At 44.3% G+C, this 23,317-nt stretch carries 20 protein-coding genes and 1 tRNA gene; all 21 read right to left on the reverse strand.

Annotated elements, in window-relative coordinates:
• Positions 1 to 72: 72 nt before the first annotated feature.
• Positions 73 to 158 (reverse strand) — tRNA-Leu (locus HMPREF1195_RS06755).
• A 266-nt stretch (positions 159 to 424) separates the two neighbouring features.
• Positions 425 to 2,038 (reverse strand): CTP synthase, encoded by a 1,614-nt coding sequence (locus tag HMPREF1195_RS06760; RefSeq protein WP_023919338.1) that lies wholly within the window; start codon positions 2,036 to 2,038, stop codon positions 425 to 427.
• Between the two features lie 173 nt (positions 2,039 to 2,211).
• The gene (locus HMPREF1195_RS06765; RefSeq protein WP_023919339.1) at positions 2,212 to 2,907 is read right to left on the reverse strand and encodes a B3/B4 domain-containing protein; all 696 of its coding nucleotides are present in this window, start codon (positions 2,905 to 2,907) and stop codon (positions 2,212 to 2,214) included.
• Positions 2,908 to 3,168: 261 nt separating this feature from the next.
• Complete coding sequence (gene rpoE, locus HMPREF1195_RS06770) at positions 3,169 to 3,753, reverse strand: DNA-directed RNA polymerase subunit delta (RefSeq protein ID WP_021154455.1); 585 nt, start codon at positions 3,751 to 3,753, stop codon at positions 3,169 to 3,171.
• Positions 3,754 to 3,979: 226 nt separating this feature from the next.
• Positions 3,980 to 5,263, reverse strand: a complete 1,284-nt coding sequence (tig, locus tag HMPREF1195_RS06775; RefSeq protein ID WP_003004508.1) for a trigger factor — start codon at positions 5,261 to 5,263, stop codon at positions 3,980 to 3,982.
• Positions 5,264 to 5,391: 128 nt separating this feature from the next.
• Positions 5,392 to 5,955, reverse strand: coding sequence for a TIGR01440 family protein (locus HMPREF1195_RS06780; protein WP_023919341.1), 564 nt, complete (start codon positions 5,953 to 5,955; stop codon positions 5,392 to 5,394).
• Positions 5,956 to 5,958: 3 nt separating this feature from the next.
• Positions 5,959 to 6,429, reverse strand: coding sequence for an ECF transporter S component (locus HMPREF1195_RS06785; RefSeq protein ID WP_003010175.1), 471 nt, complete (start codon positions 6,427 to 6,429; stop codon positions 5,959 to 5,961).
• Positions 6,419 to 7,180, reverse strand: a complete 762-nt coding sequence (locus HMPREF1195_RS06790) for a bifunctional hydroxymethylpyrimidine kinase/phosphomethylpyrimidine kinase (RefSeq protein WP_023919342.1) — start codon at positions 7,178 to 7,180, stop codon at positions 6,419 to 6,421. Before HMPREF1195_RS06790 ends, HMPREF1195_RS06785 begins: the two co-directional genes overlap by 11 nt.
• Entirely contained in the window at positions 7,173 to 7,919 is a 747-nt protein-coding gene (gene truA / locus HMPREF1195_RS06795; protein ID WP_023919343.1) for a tRNA pseudouridine(38-40) synthase TruA, read from the reverse strand. The genes HMPREF1195_RS06790 and truA overlap by 8 nt, the downstream gene beginning before the upstream one ends.
• 289 nt (positions 7,920 to 8,208) lie before the next feature.
• Positions 8,209 to 11,736, reverse strand: a complete 3,528-nt coding sequence (locus HMPREF1195_RS06800) for a family 20 glycosylhydrolase (RefSeq protein ID WP_023919344.1) — start codon at positions 11,734 to 11,736, stop codon at positions 8,209 to 8,211.
• A gap of 161 nt (positions 11,737 to 11,897) precedes the next feature.
• Complete coding sequence (gene dnaJ / locus HMPREF1195_RS06805; protein ID WP_003004734.1) at positions 11,898 to 13,031, reverse strand: molecular chaperone DnaJ; 1,134 nt, start codon at positions 13,029 to 13,031, stop codon at positions 11,898 to 11,900.
• A gap of 216 nt (positions 13,032 to 13,247) precedes the next feature.
• Positions 13,248 to 13,880 carry a DJ-1/PfpI family protein gene (locus tag HMPREF1195_RS06810; RefSeq protein WP_023919345.1) on the reverse strand — a complete coding sequence of 211 codons (633 nt, stop codon included), beginning with the start codon at positions 13,878 to 13,880 and terminating at the stop codon, positions 13,248 to 13,250.
• Between the two features lie 198 nt (positions 13,881 to 14,078).
• Entirely contained in the window at positions 14,079 to 15,902 is a 1,824-nt protein-coding gene (gene dnaK / locus HMPREF1195_RS06815; RefSeq protein ID WP_013904674.1) for a molecular chaperone DnaK, read from the reverse strand.
• A 256-nt stretch (positions 15,903 to 16,158) separates the two neighbouring features.
• On the reverse strand, positions 16,159 to 16,683 hold the full coding sequence (grpE, locus tag HMPREF1195_RS06820; protein WP_301355021.1) for a nucleotide exchange factor GrpE: 525 nt from the start codon (positions 16,681 to 16,683) through the stop codon (positions 16,159 to 16,161).
• Positions 16,684 to 16,707: 24 nt separating this feature from the next.
• A complete protein-coding gene (gene hrcA / locus HMPREF1195_RS06825; protein WP_003004578.1) occupies positions 16,708 to 17,742 on the reverse strand; it encodes a heat-inducible transcriptional repressor HrcA in 1,035 nt (344 codons plus the stop codon).
• Between the two features lie 168 nt (positions 17,743 to 17,910).
• Positions 17,911 to 18,684 carry a M15 family metallopeptidase gene (locus HMPREF1195_RS06830; protein ID WP_023919346.1) on the reverse strand — a complete coding sequence of 258 codons (774 nt, stop codon included), beginning with the start codon at positions 18,682 to 18,684 and terminating at the stop codon, positions 17,911 to 17,913.
• Positions 18,674 to 19,375, reverse strand: coding sequence for a histidine phosphatase family protein (locus HMPREF1195_RS06835; protein WP_023919348.1), 702 nt, complete (start codon positions 19,373 to 19,375; stop codon positions 18,674 to 18,676). The genes HMPREF1195_RS06830 and HMPREF1195_RS06835 overlap by 11 nt, the downstream gene beginning before the upstream one ends.
• A gap of 123 nt (positions 19,376 to 19,498) precedes the next feature.
• On the reverse strand, positions 19,499 to 20,188 hold the full coding sequence (locus HMPREF1195_RS06840) for a histidine phosphatase family protein (protein ID WP_023919350.1): 690 nt from the start codon (positions 20,186 to 20,188) through the stop codon (positions 19,499 to 19,501).
• Between the two features lie 81 nt (positions 20,189 to 20,269).
• On the reverse strand, positions 20,270 to 21,607 hold the full coding sequence (locus tag HMPREF1195_RS06845; RefSeq protein WP_023919351.1) for a PFL family protein: 1,338 nt from the start codon (positions 21,605 to 21,607) through the stop codon (positions 20,270 to 20,272).
• A gap of 18 nt (positions 21,608 to 21,625) precedes the next feature.
• On the reverse strand, positions 21,626 to 21,892 hold the full coding sequence (locus HMPREF1195_RS06850; RefSeq protein WP_003004214.1) for an ACT domain-containing protein: 267 nt from the start codon (positions 21,890 to 21,892) through the stop codon (positions 21,626 to 21,628).
• A gap of 283 nt (positions 21,893 to 22,175) precedes the next feature.
• Positions 22,176 to 23,297 (reverse strand): VanZ family protein, encoded by a 1,122-nt coding sequence (locus HMPREF1195_RS06855; protein WP_023919353.1) that lies wholly within the window; start codon positions 23,295 to 23,297, stop codon positions 22,176 to 22,178.
• Positions 23,298 to 23,317: the final 20 nt, after the last annotated feature.

Here is a 23,317-nt window from a genome sequence, read left to right on the forward strand (position 1 = left end):
ATCTCACACCTATTCTACCACAAAGAAATTTGAAAACAAAAAAAGATAGCCGAAGCTATCTTGATTATCCGATGCGGAGAGAGGGACTTGAACCCTCACGACCTAAAGCGGTCACAGGATCCTTAGTCCTGCGCGTCTGCCAATTCCGCCATCCCCGCGATTGAGTACTTTACTAGTATATCAATCAACGACTTTTTTGTCAAGATTTTTTTCAAACTTTTTTCAGAGTTTGTCATTTTTTCACAAAAAGGGAGTGGGAAAGAACTCCGACTAATTAAAAAGAGTTCGTCTTCCCACCCCCGCACAGTTGATTAGGTCATCTTTGGAGCTTGAAAAGCGAACAAAGATGCCAATCAACCACTGCGTCATGTAGTTATTACTATTATAGTCCAAAGGCTGGACACTTATTGCCCAGCCTTGATTCTTATTTGCTATCGTGGTTTTCAACTGCCGCTGTGATAAAGGCTGTGTAAAGTCCTTCTGGGCGGTTTGGACGGCTTGACAATTCTGGGTGGTATTGGCAAGCGACAAAGAATTTGTTTTCTGGGATTTCAACGATTTCGACCAAACGGTTGTCTGGTGAAACGCCTGAGAAGACAAATCCTGCTTCTTCGAACTGTTCACGGAAAGCATTGTTAAACTCATAACGGTGACGGTGGCGACGTTGCACCACTTCTTGATTGTCATAGGCAGCTGCTGCTTTTGAGCCTCGTTTGAGTTTAGATGGGTAAAGACCGAGACGGAGCGTTCCTCCCATGTCTTCCACATCGATCTGGTCCCGCATGATATCGATAATCGGATACTTAGTTCCTGGATCCAATTCGGACGAATTAGCTCCTTCTAAGCCTAAAACGTGACGGGCAAATTCGATACAGGTTAACTGCATACCCAAGCAGACACCCAACATTGGGACGTCCTGTTCACGCGCATACTTGATGGCTTGAATTTTTCCTTCTGTTCCCCGTTGGCCAAAACCACCTGGGACAATGATCCCATCCGCATCTCCAAGGAGTTCTGCCACATTTTCAGCTGTCACATCATTGGCATTGACCCAATTAATCTTGACTTCTGCATCATTAGCATAACCTGAGTGCTTCAAGGCCTCAACGACAGAAATGTAGGCATCTTGCAATTCCACGTATTTTCCAACCAAGGAAATCTTGACCTGCTTCTTAAGGTTCATGACCTTATCGACCATCGCAGACCATTCTGTCATATCTGCTGCAGGAACATCCAATTTCAAATGGTCACAAACAATTTGGTCCATATTTTGTGCTTGCAAGTTCAATGGGATTTGGTACAAATGCTCCACATCAAGAGACTCAATGACTGCTTCAGGTGCGACATCACAGAATTGAGCCAACTTGTTCTTAATTCCTTGACCAGCTGGTTTTTCTGTACGGATGACCAACATATTTGGTTGAATTCCTAGACCACGCAATTCTTTCACAGAGTGTTGCGTCGGCTTGGTTTTCATTTCTCCCGCAGCTTTTAAGTAAGGTAGAAGAGTGGTGTGGATGTACATAACGTTTTCAGCACCAACATCTGCCTTCATTTGACGAAGAGCTTCAAGGAATGGAAGGGACTCAATATCTCCAACTGTTCCTCCGACTTCTGTGATGATGACATCTGAATCCGTCGTCGTCGCTGCTCGTTTGATCTTTTCTTTCAAGGCATCTGTAATATGAGGAATAACCTGTACAGTCGCGCCCAAGTATTCTCCACGACGTTCCTTTCGAAGGACTTCGCTATAAATTTTCCCTGTTGTCACATTTGAGTACTTATTCAGATTGATATCAATGAAGCGTTCATAGTGACCAAGGTCCAAGTCTGTCTCTGCGCCATCGTCTGTGACAAATACTTCCCCGTGTTGGTAAGGACTCATCGTCCCTGGGTCAATATTGATATAAGGGTCAAATTTTTGGATGGTCACTTTCAATCCACGATTTTTGAGCAAGCGACCAAGACTTGCTGCGACAATCCCTTTCCCGATGGATGATACGACACCACCCGTGACAAAAATATATTTTGTTGACATGTGCTTTCCTCTTCTTCTAATGTTGTAGAGGCCATTCCTCTTTGCAGAAAAAACAAAAATAGCTCCCTAATCCTTAGGGAGCTCCGACCTCAAAATGAGGTGCCCGAACAATATCTTACCGCAAATGGTCTACTTTGTCAAATTGAAAATTTCATGAAAATAATTTTCGCTGTTTACACGACCTTTTCCACTCCATTTTGTGTGACGAGAAATTTCTCAAATTGAAGCTGAGGCATGCAAAGAGCAAGGTCCTTGTGGATTCGTTCTAGCGCTTCTAAACGCATCTCGACTGACGTCTCGGTATTTCCTTGGATGACAAAGAGGGCGTTTTGCGTAGTCTCCTCAAATTTGTAATGGTCACTATCGCGTACATCCAACCAAGCCAGAACTCCTTTTTGATCCCGGTAGACAGGATCTGTCGGTGCGACATGTTTTTCACTAGAAAGGATAGGGAGGAAGAGATCGTCTCTTTGACTCACTGTAAATTCAATCGGTCCCTCAATCTTATCTAGGTCATGTCCTCCAATTGCGAGAAAGGACTTCAGAGATTCGACATTATAGATATCGATGATGCTATTGATCTGAGGAAGAGCTCCTCGATGCTGGATGTTTCGGATAAGAGCTAGGACTGTTGGGGGATTTTTCTTGATGCTACGCCCTACTTTTTGCAAGAGGTCTGTATACCCTTTAATGACAGGAGATGCCACTACTTCTTCTGTCTGACACTGGAGCGCCCATTGTTCAAGCGCTTTCTTCTTTTCAAGAAAAGAAGGGGGCAGGACTGCTTGGGGATCCACATTTCTAGCAATTCCGACCACAACCGTATCAATACCAAGAGCTACTAAACTTTGATCTAAACGAAAGTCCATCTGAACACCTCCTATTTAGGAATCCTTACACGTTTATCATACGCCATTTCGCCACTTTTTTCAATGCAAACAAAAAGAGAGTGGGACAGAAATCGGTAATTCGTTAGAATTTGATTTCGTCGTCCCACCTCCGCACAGTTGAGTAGGGCTGTAAAAGCTGATGAAATCAGCGTAGTAGAGCCCACTCAACCACTGCGTCTTGCTCGACAATCCAAAAACAATTGAGAGGCTAGGACTTTTGTCCCAGCCTCTTCTTATGATTTATTCTTCTTCCTCGTCTTCAGAATCCTCTTCTTCGTCGTCTTCTTCGCTTAATTCAACTTCCTCACCCAAATCATCTGGTACGATTTCATTGATTTCAGCATCGTAAGCTTCGACTTCACTCTTTTCATCGTCTGGATTTTCTTCATCATATGAAAGAGCTGGATCTGCTTCGTAAACTTCTTCGTCTTCTGGATCGTCGTCGTTGTAGTCGATCGCATCCTCGTCTCCATCCATGAAGGCATTGACACGTTTTTTCTTCCGTTTCTTAGGAGCTTCATCTTCGTCTGTTTCTTCAAGAGCGATGATTTCTTCGTCAACTTCATCGATGGCATACCATGAACGAAGACCCCATTTGTTATCTCCAAGTGGGATAAAGCTTCCATCTACATTCAATTCTGTGTAGAACAATGGGAGGGCTTCACGGATCTCGCTGTTTGATTTTTCAAGGTAATTTTGAATTTCATTTACAAGATCGCTAAAGTACATTTCATGGTCACGTCCGCGTAATTCCAAAATCGCACGCGCCACTTCAATCATAGAAAGTTCACTTTTTTCTTGTCCAGCAAATACTTCTAATTCCAAGGGTAAATCTCCTTATGTTTCATTTCCTAAATGGAGAAGGATCCGGTCTTCAACCTCATCCTATCCTCAATGATAGATTGAAAACTTCTCGTCACTAAATCTATCACGCATTTTATCGTTACACTCTATTGTACGATAAATTTCCCCTTTCGTCAAAGGAAAATTCCAGGATTCTCCACGAAATCAGAAAAAAGAAGAGCCTCACGGCTCTTCTTTTTAATCTCAATTATTTTACTTTTGCTGTGCTTGTGATTACGTTCACTGCTTTCTTCACTGTGATGTCATGTTTCAACATTTCTGGTGAAAGAAGGTTGCGAACTTGTTCAACTGGCATGTTGTAATCTGCTGCCAATTGTTCGATTTCAGCGTTGATTTCTTCTTCAGTTGCTTCGAAGCCTTCTGCTTTCGCTACTGCTTCAACCACAAGGTTTGTCTTCGTACGGCTTTCAGCTTCTGCTTCGTATTGTTTGTGAAGATCTTCTTGAGTTGTTCCAGTGATTTGGAAGTACATTTCAGGTGAGATACCTTGACGTTGCATGTTTCCAAGGAACTCGTTGATTGAACGGTGTACTTCTTCGTGGATCATTTCTTCTGGAAGGTCAACGATTTCAGCGTTTTCAACTGCTAGATCGATTGCTGCTGCTTCTACTGCATCGTTGTATGCTTCTTCTTTAGCTGCTGCCAATTCTTTGCGGTATTTTTCTTTCAATTCGTCAAGAGTTTCAACTTCTTCGTCGATGTCTTTTGCCAATTCATCGTCAAGAGCTGGTACTTCTTTTGCTTTTACTTCGTGGATAGTTGTCACGAATTTCGCTTCTTTACCTGCAAGGTCAGCTGCTTGGTAGTCTTCTGGGAATGTTACGATCACGTCAACTGTTTCACCAGCAGAGTGTCCAACCAATTGGTCTTCGAAACCTGGGATGAATTGACCTGAACCAAGTCCAAGTGAGAAGTTGTCACCTTTACCACCGTCGAATTCAACACCGTCGATAGAACCTACGAAGTCGATCACAACTGTGTCACCTTCTGCTGCAGCACCTTCTTTAACAACCAATTCAGCCAAGTTGTTGCGTTCGCGTTCGATACGAGCATCCACATCAGCGTCTGTTACTTCTTTAGAAACTTCTACTGATACTTCAAGGTCTTTGTAAGCACCCAATTTTACTTCAGGTTTTGTGACAACAGCTGCTGTCAATGTCCAGTCTTGACCTTTTTCCATAGATACAACATCGAAAGTTGGTTGTGCTACAACTTCGATTCCAGCTTCTTTAACAGCTGCTTCATATGCTGCTGGAAGAAGATCGTTCAAAGCATCTTGGTAAAGTGCTTCTTCACCAAAACGTTGGTTGAAGATTGGACGTGGAATATGACCTTTACGGAATCCAGGTACGTTCAAAGTTTTCTTAACTGACTCAAACACACGGTCCAAAGCAGGTTTGATTTGCTCTTGGCTGATTGTGAAAGTCAATACACCGTGGTTAGTTTCTTTGTTTTCAAATGATACAGACATTCTGTCTCTCCTTAAAATAATATAGTCATTCCTTATAATTTTACCACAAAACTTTGAAATTGCAAGTTTTAAAACGTTTTTGCCTCTCTTTTCATCCAAAAAAACTAGCCCTTAAAAGCTAGTTCTGATTATGATTTTCGGATGGGATCATCGAGGTAGAGAGCACGGGCCCCACCGATCAATTTTGGCCGACTGGCGAGGGCTGTGACATGGGCTCCACCTAGTTCACGCAAGATAGGGCGAATCGGAACTTGCACGTGTTTGACATGCATCCCTACTGAGGTATCTCCGATGTCTAACCCGGCTTGAGCTGTGATGAATTCCACTTCAACAGGATCCTTAAAATACTTGAAAGCTGCGAGTTGTCCAGCACCTCCTGCATGGAGACTCGGAAGGACATTGACGATTTCTAGCTCCTTCTTGTCCGCCAACTCTCTTTCGACCACTAAGGCGCGATTGAGATGCTCACATCCTTGTACCGCCAGATAAATCCCCCTTGGATTCAACTCATCTAGCAAGGTCTGGACAATAGCTTCAGCAATGTCGATGTTGGAGGCCTTTCCAATTTGCCCTCCTGCAACTTCACTTGAAGACATCCCGAGAACTAGAATCTGTCCTTGGTGGAGACGGCTTTTTCCCAAGACATCTACCAAGATTTCTTTTGTATCCTTCTTCAGTTGCTCCAGATCCATGAATTAGCTTCCTTTCTTTTGAAATGCATAATAGACCACATAGCCTAAAGCCATTCCAACAAAATTCTGAGCGAGGTTATTCGGAATGTCCGAGATAGCAGCACCCCAGCCATTGCCTAAAAAGAGAGCAGAAGCTAGTGCGTAACCGCCTACCATCACGACTGTCGCAAGGAGCAAGCCTAGGTAACGAGCTTTTCCCTTGAAGCCAGCGAAATAGCCTTGCCCCCCGTGAAAGAGGAGGCTAAAGAACATCCACTGAGGATAGCCTGAAATCAGATCGAGTAAGAAGGCTCCGACACCACCGACAATAGCACCTTCCTTACGCCCAAAATAGAAGGCTGTGAAATAAACGCCAAGATCTAGCAGGGTGACGATCCCTGTCGGAGTTGGAAGTTTGGTATAGTAGCCGAGTACAACTGTCAAGGCTGTCAAAATAGAAAGGCGGGCAATGAGTTGAGTTCGATTAGATGTCATATTGTACTACTCCATACTGGTCTGAATGTTGAATCGCTTGGAAAACAAAGTCTTTAGAGGCTTTAACAGCTTCAAGCGGTGATTTCCCTCTTACCAACTGGCTGGAAATGCTAGACGCAAAGGTACAACCAGCTCCTGTATTGTTCTTTTCTAAGACCGGCTCTTCAATAACGGTGAAGTCTGTCCCATCATAAAAGACATCGATGGCCTTTTCTTTATTGAGACGATTCCCTCCTTTGACCACGACATTCGCTGCTCCTAATTCGTGGAGCTTGCGCGCTGCCGCCTTCATATCGTCGAGCGATTGAATCTTGCTTTGGGTCAAGATCTCAGCTTCTGGTAAGTTTGGCGTGATGATGGTCACATAAGGGAAGAACTTGATCAATTCGTCTCGAAGAGCTGAGACTTCCACATCATGGCTTTCCTTGCAGACCAATACAGGATCTAGTACTACAGGGATCTCCGCATGGGCTTTGACATAGTCCAAGGCTAAGTCTGCCACTTCGACATTTGGCAAAAGACCGAGTTTAATAGCAGAAAAAGGAACATCCTTGAGAGAGTTGAGCTGTTGCGCAAAGGTCGTTGGATCCACCGGAATCACTTCAAAACCGTTCTCCGTCATAGCGGTCAAACAAGTTACCGCTACAAAACCATGCTGTTTATTAGTCGTATAAGTTGCAAGGTCTGCGTGAAGACCTCCCCCACTAAAAATATCATTTCCTGAAATAGCTAGAATCAATTCATTACTCATAACGGATCTCCTTTAAATATAAGCCATTTGGCGCTGCTGTAGGACCTGCTAGATTGCGGTCCTTCTTTTCCAAAATCAGATCGATCTGCTCGATTGGCATCCGATCATTTCCGATCTTCAACAAAGTTCCCACCATATTGCGGATTTGCTTGTAGAGAAAACCATTGCCCGAAAAGGTAAAGACAAGGCGATGATGTTCTGCATCCTCGACCAAGCGAGCCTCTGTAATCGTGCGAACCTTGTCTTCCACACTGGTTCCTGAAGCTGTGAAACCGGTGAAATCATGGGTTCCCTCCAACTTTTGGATGGCCGCTTGCATCTTTTCCACATCCAAAGGATAAGGATAGTGGGTGGCATAGTGGCGCATCATGGGGTTCTTGGGACGACCATAATCCACGATGAATTCGTAGGTTTTGCTGTGCTTCTGGTAGCGTGAGTGAAAGTCATCTGCTACTTGCTCCACTCGGATGAAATCAATATCCTCTGGGGTTTGGGTATCGAGGGCAAAGCGAAGCTTTTCCTCGTCTCGCGCTTGGGGGAGATCAAAATGAATCACCTGGCCAAGAGCATGGACACCTGAATCCGTTCGCCCCGCTCCATGAACGGTGACAGGGGTTCCTTGATTGAGGCGCGTCAAGGTCTTCTCGATTTCCTCTTGCACACTACGGGCATGCGGTTGGCGTTGAAACCCTGCAAACAAGGTCCCGTCATATGAAATGGTTGCTTTGTATCGTGTCATGGTTTTATTTTAGCAGGATATAGAAGGGGTTACAAGAGTGAAAAATCCAAACTGTCCGGGTACAGTTTTGTAAACACAAAAAGAGGCTGGGACAAAAGTCCTAGCCTCTCAATTATTTTTGGATTGTCGAGCAAGACGCAGTGGTTGAGTGGGCTCTACTACGCTGATTTCATCAGCTTTTACAGCCCTACTCAACTGTGCGGAGGTGGGACGACGAAATCGAATTCTAACGAATTACCGATTTCTGTCCCACTCTCCTAACTTCGACCTGTTACAAGTCAACTAGGTCTCAGTCTCTTTTTTTATTTTTCAAGTCCATTCCTGTTGCTCCCAAGATCGCTCCTAGTAAAGCGAGTCCAAGTGCAGATTCCACTCCTGTTTCTGGAAGTTGCTTGTTAGAGTTTACTGTTTCTGAACGAACCTCTTTTTCCACAGCTGCTGGAATTGGCGTTGGGGTATTTACTGGTGCTACAGGTTGAGCCTTCGCGATCACTTGAGGTGTTGAAGGATCTGAAACCACTTTGTTAACAAGCACGTCTGACTTCACTGGTGCTTCTACTGAAGGGCTTGTTGGGATCACGACTTCTTTGGTACCGACTTCAACAATTTCTGCAACCGGCTCTGTGGCAACTTCTGTAGTGATCACTTTTCGACTTTGATCAAGTGTCGAAACCTCTACATACTCAAGGCCTTGCCCTTTAACTCCAGCCTGGATCACTCTGCGTTCTCCTTTAGCGAGATCTGGATTAGTCCGTTCCACAAGGTCAAAGTCAAGTTCTTTTTCTACGATTTCAAGACTTGGTTTGTCTTCCACTAGGGCTTTGACGTCATTTTCAGCCAAGCTACCTACTTGCGTGATTGGCTTGAGCCCCGCAAGGGCTTGGGTTAGAGCAGCCACTTCTTGATCCACCTGATCTTGATGAGCACGGCTCACATTCCAATTCAAGCTATCTAAGACTTTCGCAAGTGCTGCGCGCGATTCTGGTGTGTAAATAGCTAGATCTGTTGGCACCGTAGCAACTGCTTTTCTAAGAGCAGTGAAGTCCGCCTTGAAATAGTCCTTGTTGTGGTTGGCAAAAGCTTCCATGACCTGGAAGACTTCTTCTTCCTTGTATTCATTGGCCGGCTCATCAGCCCAAATTCCCAACATACTTCCGGATGTCGGTATCTTGACATCAGGATATTTGGTTGAAGCTAATTGTTCAAATGGAACGGTTTCTGAATGTTGAAGAGCTTTATCGAGTGGATAGCTTTGCTCTCCTCTATGGCCCAAAACATAGTACCAGTCACCGTTGGTATTAAGGAATTTATACCCCTTATCTGTCAAATACTGTGGAGATGCGAGGTTATAGCCCCACCATCCTTTGGACCAGTATGAAATCAAGACGTCCTTGTCAAAGGCAACATCATCTTCATCTCCATAATAGAAGCCATCGTTAAAGGCCATTGGTTGCAAGCCTTTTTCACGCGCCATAGCTGCAAGACTATTGGAATACTCCGCAAATTTACCATAGAGGTCATACCACTTGAGGTAGTACCAACCTTGCGCACTGGTAGCGTCATTGGCATATTCATCTGTTCCATAGTTAAAGATCTTAGACTTGTCTTTGAAGTAGTCCATGTACTTGCCAATCAAGGCTTTGGTAAAGTTGACTGCTGCTTCATTGGTCAAATCCATGGTTGTTTTTGAAACCGTATCAAAGCTGGCTTGTGGATTTTCAATGCCCAATTTTTCCATGGCCACCAACAAAGCATCCATGTGTCCAGGACTATTGACTGCCGCAATCAAGCCGATTCCTTTCGCAGTCGCATAAGCGTGGAGTTCATCCATTTCCGCTTGGGTCAATGCTTGACCATTTGGATCATCGTAATAGGCCTTGGTGCCTTCTAAAATGGCCTTTTTCACATCATCACTAGCATAGGTTTTTCCATTGGCTTCCACCGTCATATCATCGAGGACGAAGCGCATACCATCGTTTCCGACCAGGAGGTGCAAGTCAGAATAACCCAGCTCACTGGCCTTGTCGACGATCCGTTTCAACTGATCCAGTGAGAAGTATTTGCGGCCCGCATCGATCGAGATGACCTTCTTCATGGTAAGTTTTTCCGCTGCTTCTTTTGCAGCAACTTCTTTCGCGTAGCTTTCCGTATACACCAAAGCATCTTGAGCTGCTTTGAGATGATCGATCAAAGTTTTGGCCTCTGCTCGAGTGGTGTTTGCTCCTGCCCCTTCTAAAGCTTTTTTAGCTGCCGTAAAGGCTACTAGAGATTCCTTTGTATAGTGGTCCAAATCAGTTGGAGCTTCCGAAAGAGCTTTTTCAACGACTTCAGGATCTGCTACAAAGTAGTCCGCATTCTTGTCCGCGAAGGCATGCATGAGCTTAAAGAGAAGGTCTTTTTTGTAGGTTGCGGATGGCGTATCTGCCCAAGCAGCTACCATGCCACCGATGAAGGGTACCTTAGCTCCATCATTTTTTTGAACCACATCAATCGCTGACTTGGAAATTCCTTCGAGACCTTGATCCAGGTTGTACCAACCAGATCCAGCCTTGTCCCGTCCAAGCACATAATACCAAGCATCATTGGTATTAAGAATCTGATGACCTAGTTCAGACAAGAGTTTTGAAGATGCGACATCATAGCCGTTCCAGCCACCTGTCCAGTAGGAGACAATGATATCCTTGTCAAAAGTACCATAGGAAGTATCGCCATTGTAGTAGATTCCGTCATTAAAGGCCATTGGTTTCATCTTGTGTTTTTTCACAATAGCTGCTAGATCATTAGCATATTGGATGAATTTTTCATAGCCTTTTTCTGGATAGCCTTCACCTGGCCAATGCTTGCTGGCTTGGAGAACCTGCCAACCATGGGCATCTGTGGCATCGTTGGCATATTCATCCAAACCGATGTTAAAAATGTCTGCCTTGCCGCTGAAATAAGCCACATACTTGTCTACCAAAGCCTTAGTAAAGTCTATGGCTTTTTGGTTGTCCAAATCAACTGTCCGAGCTGATTTCTTTGTACCAAAATAATTAAAGTGAGGGTTTTCGATACCCAATTGTTCCATGGCCGTCAGAATCGCATCCATGTGACCTGGACTATTAATGGTTGGGATGACACCTACTTTCTTCGATTTGGCGTAAGCCAAAATATCATCCATTTGAGCCTGGGTCAAGGCTGTCCCGTTCGGATCATCGTAATAAGCTTTTGTCCCTTTTTCAATCGCATCCGTCACGGCTTGGCTAGAATAAGAAGTATCTCCCACTTTCAAAGACATATCATCCAACACAAAGCGCAAACCGTCATTTCCGACTAGAAGATGCAAGTCTGTATAGCCAGTTTTACTTGCTTCATCAATGATTTCCTTGATTTGGTCTGGTGAGAAGTACTTGCGACCGGCATCGATCGAAACAATCTTTTTCTTGGCTAATTTTTCTTCTTGGTCAGGATCTTTAGCAGGCGTTTCCGTCGCTGGTTGAGCTGCCACATTCGACTCTGCGACAGAGCTCGCTTCTTCGCGAATCAAACGGTCAAGATCTGATACCCGCAATTCACGATCAGGCAGTGTCGGTTGACTTTGATCGACGATTGGGGCAGGAGCCGTTGGTTTTTCTACTGTTAGCTGAGAAGCTTCCTCATTGGGGGAGAGCGTCGCCTCGCCTTCGCTTGGCTGAGTTGGAACTGTCGTTGCAGGACTTTCAGTAGTCGTCGGCGTATCGGCCGCTACAACATGAGCACCAGCAAAAAATCCTATGAGCACCGAAGCAGCTCCTACTGCATACTTTCGAATGGCATAACGTGGTTGATGTGATTTCATCAGGACCTCCTAAATTGTCTTTGTAATCGTTTTCTTAAATTTACCACGATATCTTAATAAATTCAATGAGGCTTCTCATTATTCTTTAATTAGGAGAGGAAGTTCTTGGATTCGATCCAAAATAAAACGAGCCCCTTACTCAAAAGGAAACTCGTTTTTTCTTATAAATCATCCAAGGCATCTTTGACCTTATCAAAGAACCCTTTTTTCTTTGGGTTGACCTTCAAATCACTTGCTTCCGCAAAGGCTTGAAGGGCTTCTTTTTGCTTATCATTTAATCCAGTTGGGGTGACGACATTGACAGATACATATTGATCCCCCATGGCACCACCACGTAAGCTTGGAGCCCCTTTTCCACGGAGGCGGAATTTCTTACCAGTTTGGGTTCCTTCAGGAATGACCAAATCGACATCTCCATGAACGGTTGGCACATGGACCGTATCTCCAAGAGCTGCTTGGACAAAGTTCAAGTCTAACTTGTAGTAGATGGTTGAGCCATCTCGTTCGAAGCGATCGCTCGGCTCAACATTGACAACAACATACAAGTCACCATAAGGTCCACCGTTAAAGCCAGCTTCTCCTTGACCAGCTAAGCGGATTTGTTGACCTGTTTCAACTCCTGCAGGAATCTTGACATTCACGCTATGAGCTTGTTTTTCATGACCTGTTCCACGACAAGTCGTACATGGATCTTTGATTTCTTGACCACGACCATGACAGACATCACAGGTCACTTGACGGCGCATCATCCCAAGAGGGGTTTGCGTATCCACATTGATGACTCCAGAACCATGACAGCGTCCACAGGTCACCGGACTAGTGCCTGGCTTAGCCCCAGAACCATGACAGGTATGACAGCTAGCTTCCCGATGGTACTTGACTTCTTTTTCCGCACCAAAAATCGCTTCTTCAAACTTGAGATTAACGCGGTATTGGAGGTCATCCCCTTGGCGAGGAGCATTCGGATTACGGCTTGCACCACCACCAAAGAAGCTAGAGAAGATATCTTCAAAGCCACCAAAACCAGCACCATCAAAGCCACCAAAACCACCTGCTCCGCCACCGAAGCCACCATTGGCACCCGCAGCACCATATTGGTCATAAGCAGCCCGTTTTTGCTCGTCACTCAAAGTCTCATAAGCTTCTTGAACTTCCTTGTACTTTTCCTCAGCACCAGGCTCCTTGTTGATATCTGGGTGATATTTTTTAGATAATTTCCGATAGGCTTTCTTGATCTCATCTTGAGATGCATTCTTTGAAACGCCCAAACGGTCATAAAATTCAGTATTGTTCATACAAGATACTAAGAGCGAACAGAAAGCGACTGAAATTTAGGAAACCGACAAGAAATCCTGATTTCTTAGGCGGTTTATCTAATTTCCAAGCTTTCCGCTCGAGTTCAATTCCCCGAACGCTCTTTGTTCCTTTCTTTCATATTGAGTAAGAATTTCTGGAACCCGTGTTCAGTTACGAACACTCTTTGTTCCTTTCTATAATTTTCATGTACATCTTTAGAGGCTGTTTTCTATACTTCGCTTCACTTGATCAAACTCTTGGTCCGATAGAGTAAATATCAAATCCTCTTCAGCGTACTCGTTCTGTTCCTTAAAGTAGTTGTCCGTATTCTCTGCCAAGCCTAAACTTAGAATCACTTTTCTTGCAAACTCTTGATGGGCAAAACCGATAGCTGTAATGATCTGTTTATCTTGCACAAGAACTTTCGGTTGGAAATTTTCACGTGGAAGAAATTCAAAATAGTCAAAGAAGTTTTGCCAAATTCCACCTGTAAATTTCGTGTCCTTCAACAGACCTGCTTTCGCTAATAAAAGAGGCGCTGAAGAAATGGCTGCAATTAGGATATCTTGCTCACCAAGATCCCTCAAGAACGAAATCAATTTCTCATCCTGTAGGGCAGGTCCTATATTGACCATTCCTGGCAAAATCACGCAAGAATACTCTTCTATACGGATTTGATCTAGTGTTTTCGTTGGTTGACAGGGCAAGCCATCCTCAGAGACCACCATCGAATGATCTGAAGTGGCATAATCAATCGTACTATCAAAAGACAGAGCTAAAGTACTTGTTAAAGCGGTTATCTCATAAAGAGAAAAATTAGGATAAATGATACAAAGTACTTTTTTCATAGGCAACATCCTCTATTTTACCGAAAAACAGAGGCTGGGTTGCAACCTCTGGATTTCTTTTTATCATTTACTAGTTAGGCGTTTAGGAAAGGCGCCATAGCGAGTGCCGTAGAATGACAATCACTTTAGTGATTAGTCATTCTTAACACCTCGCTCCCCGATTTTCAAGCTCGGGATAAAATAGTCCACTGGACTATTTTATTTTTCCGTAAACTCTCCGTCTACGACGTCATCGCCTGCGTTGCCTGTTGCTTGTGCGCCTTCTGCTCCTGCTTGTGCTTGTTGCGCTGCTGCAGCTTGTTCGTAAAGTTTAACAGCCAATGCTTGTGCTTTTTCGTTCAAGGCTTCAAGTTTTGCTTTCATTTCTTCAAGGTTACCTGATTCTTGAGCTTTTTTAAGATCATCAAGTCCTGCTTGAGCTGCGTCACGTTCTGCATCAAAGCCTTTGCCTTCAGTTTCCTTGATTGTCTTTTCAGTCGCAAAGATAGCTTGGTCTACTTCGTTACGAAGGTCTACTTCTTCTTTACGTTTCTTATCTGCTTCAGCGTTTGCTTCTGCATCTTTCATCATGCGATCGATTTCTTCATCTGTCAAACCTGAGTTTGATTGGATAACAATGGTTTGTTCTTTTTGAGTTCCAAGGTCTTTCGCTTTAACAGATACGATACCGTTCTTGTCGATGTCGAATGTTACTTCGATTTGTGGGATACCACGAGGTGCAGCTGGGATATCTGTCAATTGGAAACGTCCAAGAGTCTTGTTATCTGCTGCCATTGGGCGTTCCCCTTGAAGAACGTGGATATCAACGGCTGGTTGGTTGTCTGCTGCTGTTGAGAAGACTTGTGATTTAGATGTTGGAATCGTAGTGTTGCGATCAATAAGTTTTGTGAAGACACCACCCATTGTTTCGATACCAAGTGACAATGGAGTTACGTCAAGAAGGACAACGTCTTTGACATCACCAGTAATAACACCACCTTGGATAGCAGCACCCATAGCCACTACTTCGTCAGGGTTCACTGATTTGTTTGGTTCTTTACCAGTTTCAGCTTTAACAGCTTCTACAACGGCAGGGATACGAGTTGAACCACCGACAAGGATGACTTCGTCGATATCTGACAAGCTCAAACCTGCATCTGAAAGGGCTTGGCGAACTGGAGTTTTCGTACGTTCTACAAGGTCACGAGTTAAATCATCGAATTTCGCACGAGTCAAGGTCATTTCCAAGTGAAGAGGTCCAGCAGCGCCTGCAGTGATGAATGGCAAGCTGATTTGTGTTGAAGTAACACCAGAAAGGTCTTTCTTCGCTTTTTCAGCTGCATCTTTCAAACGTTGAAGCGCCATCTTGTCTGTTGACAAGTCGATACCATTTTCTTTCTTGAATTCTTCAACCATGTAGTCGATGATTTTTTGGTCAAAGTCGTCACCACCGAGTTTGTTATCCCCTGCAGTTGCCAATACATCAAAGACACCATCACCCAATTCAAGGATAGATACGTCGAATGTACCACCACCAAGGTCAAATACCAAGATTTTTTCTTCTTTATCAGTCTTATCCAAACCATAAGCAAGGGCTGCTGCTGTTGGTTCGTTGACGATACGTTCTACTTCAAGGCCAGCGATTTTACCAGCGTCTTTAGTTGCTTGACGTTGTGCATCGTTGAAGTAAGCTGGAACGGTGATAACAGCTTTGGTTACTTTTTCACCAAGATAATCTTCCGCATAACCTTTCAAGTATTGAAGAATCATAGCTGAGATTTCTTGTGGTGTGTATTCTTTACCGTTTGCAGAAACTTTTTCAGAAGTACCCATCTTAGATTTGATAGAGATGATCGTATCTGGGTTTGTGACTGCTTGACGTTTTGCAGCGTCACCAACGATGATTTCACCGTTTTTGAATGACACAACAGATGGAGTTGTGCGGTTACCTTCTGGGTTTGCGATGATTTTTGATTCAGTTCCTTCAAGAACTGCTACTGCTGAGTTTGTTGTACCTAAGTCAATACCGATAATTTTAGACATATGTTTTTCTCCTCGTTGTTTTTTCTCTTTTTTTCTTTTTGATACTCTTCTTAAGTGGCGGCGCCGTCAGAGCTTGACTTCGTCAATCTCTTTGACTAAACTTTGAGCCTAAGGTCTCAAAGTTTGCGAAGATACCGCCACTGCAAAGAGTATCGCCTTTGGTTCGCTACGCTCACTATTGGTAAAGCCGAACCGTTTCTTATCTTTCTTTCATAGTTTAGTGTCGTTTCGGACAAGATTTTTCAAGTTTTCTAGCCTAATTGTAGACAACTACCATAGCCGGTCTTAAAATACGGTCATGGAGTTTGTAGCCTTTTTGGAAGACTTGTGCGATGGTGTCTGCTGGATGTTCATCATCTGCAGGTAGGGTTTGGATGGCCATGTGGTAGTTATGGTCAAAGGCTCCGTCCGCTGGAATTTCTTCGATTCCTTCTTCTTTCAGAGCATGTACCAAACTTTCTTGGACCATTTCCAAGCCCTTCTTCACATCATCTGTCAATCCTTCGACGGCAAGGGCGCGTTCGAGGTTGTCCAGTGATGGTAAGATCGCTTTTGCCAAATCTTGGCTACGGTATTTTTGTAATTGTTGACGTTCTTCATTGGCACGGCGCTGAATATTTTGCATTTCTGCATGAGCACGAAGGTATTTGTTTTCAAATTCCTCGGCACGCGCTTGTGCTTCTTCTAACTCAGAAGGTTGGTTGCTTTCCTCTACAACTTCTTCAGTTGTTTGGGCAACTTCCTCTTCTTTCACGTCTTCTTTTTTGATATCTTCTGTCAAGGCATACACCCCTTTCATTTGGTCTTAATTTACTTCATAATGGTTGCTATTGAGGTAACGGTAGTAGTCCGTCAACTTCATAACCAGTACCCGTCCGATGACATTGACCAGGCTAATCACACGCCTGTAATCCATCTCTACGGGACCAATCACATGCATGAGGGCCATCCCACGATAAGGAACCAGGAACTTGTGACTAATGACCGTCACATTCTTCAAGGCCTTCTCTTGGGATTCTGCAACCAGGATCTGGGTCATTTGGTCTTCTGGCATTCCCCCTCGCAACTCGAGAGCTACGTGTTGGGGATTATCTAAGAACTGATAGGTCTGAAGATCGGCGTAGGTTAAGGATGAAACCTTTCCTTCTACAAAGACCAGTTCTTGAAACAGTTGCGAGAAGACGTAATCAAAGAGATCCAGCACATTGTCTGTCGTCTTGAAATAGCGCTGTACAATCTGTGGAATCTCTGTCCGCAAGCGGTAGTGGATATCCAAGACTGTATTTCCAATGAAACGTTCTTGAACTAGCTGATGGAAGATCTCCAAGTCACTGGTTAAGAAATTCTTTGGAATGGCAAACTGGACGGTGACAGGCTTTGATTCATCCAAGGTCAGAACTGCTAAGGCATCGTGATTGGATAATGGAACAATTTCAAAACCAGTCAAGCGCTGACGTGTCGGTTCAACATCCTGAATCACTGCGGTGTAACCCGTCATCTGGGCTAGTAACTTGGCTGTAGCATCCAAGATATCGTCTAACTTAAAGGCTTCGAAATCAAAGGCTTTCACCACCTGGTAGACATCTTGCTCATCAATCAACTCTAGATCAAGCGAGTTCTGAACAAAATATTGAAAACCAGCTCGACTAGGCATGCGGCCACTCGAAGTGTGGGCCTTTTCTAGTAAGCCTTGTTTTTCGAGAGCAGCCATGTCATTTCGAATGGTCGCACTACTGGATTGAATCACATCTTGTAGCGCTTTTGAACCGACTGGTTCGTGGGTCTTGGTAAAGATATCGACAACAAGATTGAGAATCTCATTTTGACGTTCTGTAACCATGACCTCACCTCTCTTTCATTTTTTAGCACTCTAAACACTCAAGCGCTAAACCATGATTCTATTATACACCCATCCAAAAGAAAGTCAAGAGAAAAAACCAAAAAATTAGCACTCTTTTTTCAAGAGTGCTAAAAATCATTCTTAAGACCTAGAGAAGTGACTCTCCTCTTATTTGCCAGCTTTTTTCAAGAGCTGAATATATTCTTCCAATACTAGCTGATGCTTGGCCATATACTGAGCATTTTCTACGCCAACATAACGGAAATGCCAATTCTCAAAATTCACACCCGTGATGTTGCTCTTCCCATCTGGATAGCGAAGCACAAAGCCATATTGCGGTGCGATGGCAGCCAGCTGCATGCCCAACTCATCACTTTGGCCAGCTTCGACACTCATATCAATCGCAAGCCCCGTCTGATGTTCACTCGCACCAGGGACCTGTACCTGGGTCTGCACCTGCTTTTCAGCTTCTTCGTGCGAAAGGCCGCTAGCCTCTAGTTGCGCAACACGTTCATTATAGAGCTCTGTTTGCTCGGCCACACTTCGATAGCCTGATATCAAGGTTTCTTCTGGGGCAATTTTGCGAGCTGCTTCTAAAAATTGACGAGTTGGTTCTACAATCCGACTATCCACTTTGATAGCATCTACATCTGTCAATTGTGGGTTCAGCTCAGGCTTCACATTATCACGATTGACCAAGATCAACTGCCAGTCTTTGGTCGAAACGGCTGGTAAATCTGATTTTTCTTCCTTTTTCTTAGAAGAAGAGGGAGTCGTTACAGCTGTTTTTTTAGCCTTCCAAAACTGAAACCCTGAAAACAAGCTTGGTTTCGCTAAGTAAACACCAATCCCTGATCCAAGGACCACAAGAAGAAAGAAACTCAATAGGTAAGGCCACCACTTCTTACGTTTTTTTCGTGCGCGTCTATACTTATTCGTCATGGCCACCCTCTAGAAGTTTTGCTCCAACCTTACGATAAGATAGATCCCCAATCTTTTCAATATGAAAGGCACCATCTTCATAGGCCAAAACCGTCACGCTTCCGTTGTCCAAGACTAATTCTTCGACAGCCTTAGGATCGATGAGATAAATCAAGGTCGTAATCGTCATACCATGGCTGACCACAATAGCATTGCCACCGCCAGCTGCTTCTAGCTCTTTTGCGATGGCTTCAAAACCTTCTTTGATCCGACTACTCAAGGCTCCCCAGGATTCAGCCCAACCAGTGGTATCCACTTCGACGATTCCTTCTGCTAACTCCATTAGGCTCAACTGATGGAAATCATCGACCTTAAAGACACGAGGTAAGACCCCCATAAAGAGATCACCATCATAAGCACCGTCAAAACTACCAAAACACCACTCGCGGATCCGTTTGTCATAACGATAAGGGATTTTTCCTGTCAGACCAAGTTCTTGAAGAATAATTCCCATAGTTTGAATGGTGCGTCCAGAATCACTCGAAACAGCCTCTTCAAAAGAAAGCCCAGCTTCCTTGAGACCAAGTCCTAATTCTCGAATTCCACGTTCTCCTGCTTCTGTCAGCGGAGTGTCTGACCAGCCCTGTGCCCGTCCAATGGTATTAAACATGGTTTTTCCATGACGAGCAATATATAATCTGGTTTTTGTCATTGTATTACCTCCGTATGTATCTCTTTCATTATATCATTTTTTGCAAAAAGAAAGTAGGAAAGCTCTTACAAGTTTTGAGAAAAAGAAAAGGCCATGACCAAAGGGTCAGCCTTTCAAGACGGACTAGGATTCTTGCAAGCTTTCACCGACCTCACGGTAACTGCTATCTCCAAACACCTTTACCGTCAATGCGCCATCTTCATATTCTACAAGGGTAACACTACCATTTGAAAGAGGCAGATTGAGATTTGGTTTTCCTTCAATTAGGCAGACCAAGGTCTGAATGGTCCAACTATGGCTGACCACCAAGGCATTGCCTCCTCCATTTTCTTCTACTTCTTTGGCAATAGCTTCAAAACCTTCTAAGATTCGGCTTTTCAAAACTTCCCAAGGTTCAGCCCAATTCGCTGTGTCCACTTGGCAGATGCCATTGGCCAAGTCTTCCAAGGTCAAAGTCTTATAGTCTTCTACATCTAGCACGCGTGGCACGACACCGTGAAAGAGCTCACCACCGTAGGCTCCATCAAAGCTTCCGAAACACCACTCGCGAATCCGCTTGTCAAAGCGATAAGGAATCTGATCTTTCAAGCCCAATTCATCGAGAATGATCCCCATGGTCTGAATGGCACGACCTGAATCACTGGAGTAGGCTCGAGTAAACTCCAAACCGGACTCACGCAAGCCGATTCCTAGAGCCTGAATCCCTCGTTCTCCTTCTGCTGTCAAGGGCGTATCGGACCAGCCTTGAGCTCGGCCGATGGTATTAAACATGGTTCTCCCATGACGAATCACAAATAATCTTGTTTTAGCCATCTTGTCTCCTTTTGCAAGAAAAAAGTCTGGAGTTTTATCATCACAGACTTTTCTATTTTCTACTATTATACTAGATTTCTCTTAGTTTTTAAAGCTATGAACCGGAGCTGGAATTTGGCCACCACGGGCAATGAAATCAGCTGACGAAGCCTTGTTGACCTTCATTACCGGAGCAGACCCAAGAAGCCCTCCGAGCTCTAACATATCGCCCTCTTCCCCATAAGGAATGATCCGAACGGCTGTTGTCTTTTGGTTGATCACCCCGATAGCTGCTTCGTCGGCAATCATGGCCGCAATGGTTGTATCTGGAGTATCTGCTGGGATGGCAATCATATCTAGACCGACGGAACAGATGGCTGTCATGGCTTCCAATTTTTCCAGGTTGATATGACCTGATTGGACCGCCGCAATCATCCCTTCATCTTCTGAGACAGGAATGAAGGCACCTGACAAACCACCGACTTGGTTACAAGCCATGATGCCACCTTTTTTCACTTGGTCATTGAGCAGAGCCAGCGCTGCTGTTGTCCCGTGGGTCCCTACCACTTCAAGCCCCATGGCTTCAAGGACACGGGCAACCGAGTCCCCAACAGCTGGTGTTGGTGCGAGAGACAAGTCTACAATTCCAAACTCTACTCCTAGGCGTTCACTAGCCATTTGACCGACTAATTGACCGACACGGGTAATCTTGAAAGCTGTCTTCTTGACTGTTTCCGCCAATACATCAAAGCTTGCTCCGGGAACTTTTTCGATGGCCCGTTGGACGACACCTGGTCCTGAAACCCCAACGTTAATGACAACATCCGCTTCACCGACACCGTGGAAGGCACCCGCCATAAAGGGATTATCTTCTACTGCATTGGCAAAGACTACGAGCTTACCAGGCCCCATTGGATCTGCTTGGGATGCCTCTTTAATGATACGGCCCATATCTCGGACAGCGATCATATTGATCCCTGTCTTGGTCGATCCGATATTGACTGAAGAGCAGACAAAATCTGTCTCCGCAAGGGCGCGAGGAATGGAATTAATGAGGATTTCATCCCCTTTTTGGTAGCCTTTTTGAACCAGAGCTGAGAAGCCACCGATAAAGTTGACCCCAACTTCCTTCGCCGCACGATCCAGTGCCTTAGCAAAGGGTACATAATCTGTCGCATCCGTTGCTGCACCGATAATAGAAATTGGAGTGACTGAAACCCGTTTGTTCACAATTGGAATACCAAGTTCTGCTGCAATCTCATCCCCCACAGCCACTAAGTCTTTAGCCTTTTTCACAATCTTATTGTAGACTTTTTCTGCCGCCTTTTCGATATCCGGATCAATACAATCTAGAAGCGAAATCCCCATGGTGATAGTCCGAACATCGAAGTTCTGCTCCTCAATCATGGCAATGGTTTCTGTTACCTGTTTAATGTCCATAAATTCTCAACCCCTATCTTACAAATTGTGCATAGCATCAAAAATCGCTGCGCTTTGGATATTGATTTTCACATGCAGAGACTGACCGAATTCTTCCAACTCTGAACGAAGCTGTGTGAAATCTTTTTTCTCATCTGACGATACAACCGCCATCATGGTAAAGTATTCATCCAATACGGTTTGAGAGATATCATCGATATTGAGTCCTAATTCTGCCACTTTCGTTGCAACACCCGCTACGATTCCTTTTTGGTCTTTACCAACGACTGTAATAATTGCTTTCATTTCACTGCTCCATTCTATCTATTTGCTTCCATTGTAGCACAATCCCCTTAAAATCGCCCTTCTCAACCGGGAACGTTCGTATATTTTCCGCGTGCATAAAAAATAAAGAGGCTGGGACAAAAGTCCTAGCCTCTTAATTGTTTTTGGATTGTCGAACAAGACGCAGTGGTTGAGTGGGCTCTACTACGCTGATTTCATCAGCTTTTACAGCCCTACTCAACTGTGCGGAGGTGAGACGACGAAATCGAATTCTAACGAATTACTGATTTCTGTCCCACTCCCTCTATTTTGACGATTCAGTTTCATCTTTTAAGAGCTCTTTCTTCACGCGCACCGTACTCTCATACTCAGCCCCAGCTAGACGGTCAAAGGGAAAGCGACGATTGAGCAAGACGATGGCAAGAGTGAGAATCAGGTACAATAAAACCACAAAGAAGAGCAATAAAATCATGGACAGGGTTAAGAGAGAATTGTCCGTCAAATCGCTATTCAAGAGCGAAATCAAATAGAACAACCCTTGAGGAATCAGATAGAAATAACCTACTACCAGGATTCCCCGCCAGATGGTGCGAAGCCATTTTTGCTTGTCAAAATGCAAGCGGAATTTCAATAAAGCCATTCCCAAGGTTTTGCCCCGCCACAAAGGAATCAAACCAAAATAAACAGCCAAAATCGCTACATAAGGAATCGTCTCTAAACGCTCGATTACCGCGTAAAGCAAGGATAGCATTACAAAGTCGATCAAGAAGGCAAGACCCATCCGAAAACCAGATACTTTCGTTCCTACTCGGAAAGAATGCTCGTCAATTTCGTCTCGTGTCGGCAATAACCAAACCAGGAACCAACCGAGCAGATAACCCACTCCACCACCGGTAGTATTTTGAATAATATCATCAACATCTGCCAGGCGGTAAGGACCCGGATACATAAAGTAGAGACCTGATAACTGGGTCAGTTCCAAAAAGAGACTAAAGAGGGCTGTCAGGAGGATCGTTTTCTTAAAACCACACTTGAAATAATAGCGCAGATACATCCCAAAAGGAATCAACATCAGGACATTAAAGGCAGGCACATAAAAAGTTGGATGCTTAAGAGCTTGAATCCAAGTACCAGTCTGCGCTAAATCAAAGGGGCTCTCCTTGAAAAAATCCACCACAAAAGCAAAGGGATGGAGATTGACCATTTCCGAGTAGCTAGTATGAATCTTACTTGGATCCGGCAGAGGCAAGATCACCAAGAGATAGACCGTCATCAAGTAAAGCATAAAAGAATAGAAAATCAGCACCCGCAATTTATTGACCGAACCATATTTTCGATAATTCAAAATCATGTAGGGCAAGGTCAGCAAAAATGCCAGGAAAGGAAAGAGCTGAACAGCCGTTTTAATAGTAGAGATATACCCCATTGTGTCTCCTTTTTTTCGTT

The sequence above is a fragment of the Streptococcus parasanguinis CC87K genome, assembly GCF_000507765.1.
Classification (GTDB): Bacteria; Bacillota; Bacilli; order Lactobacillales; family Streptococcaceae; genus Streptococcus; species Streptococcus parasanguinis_J.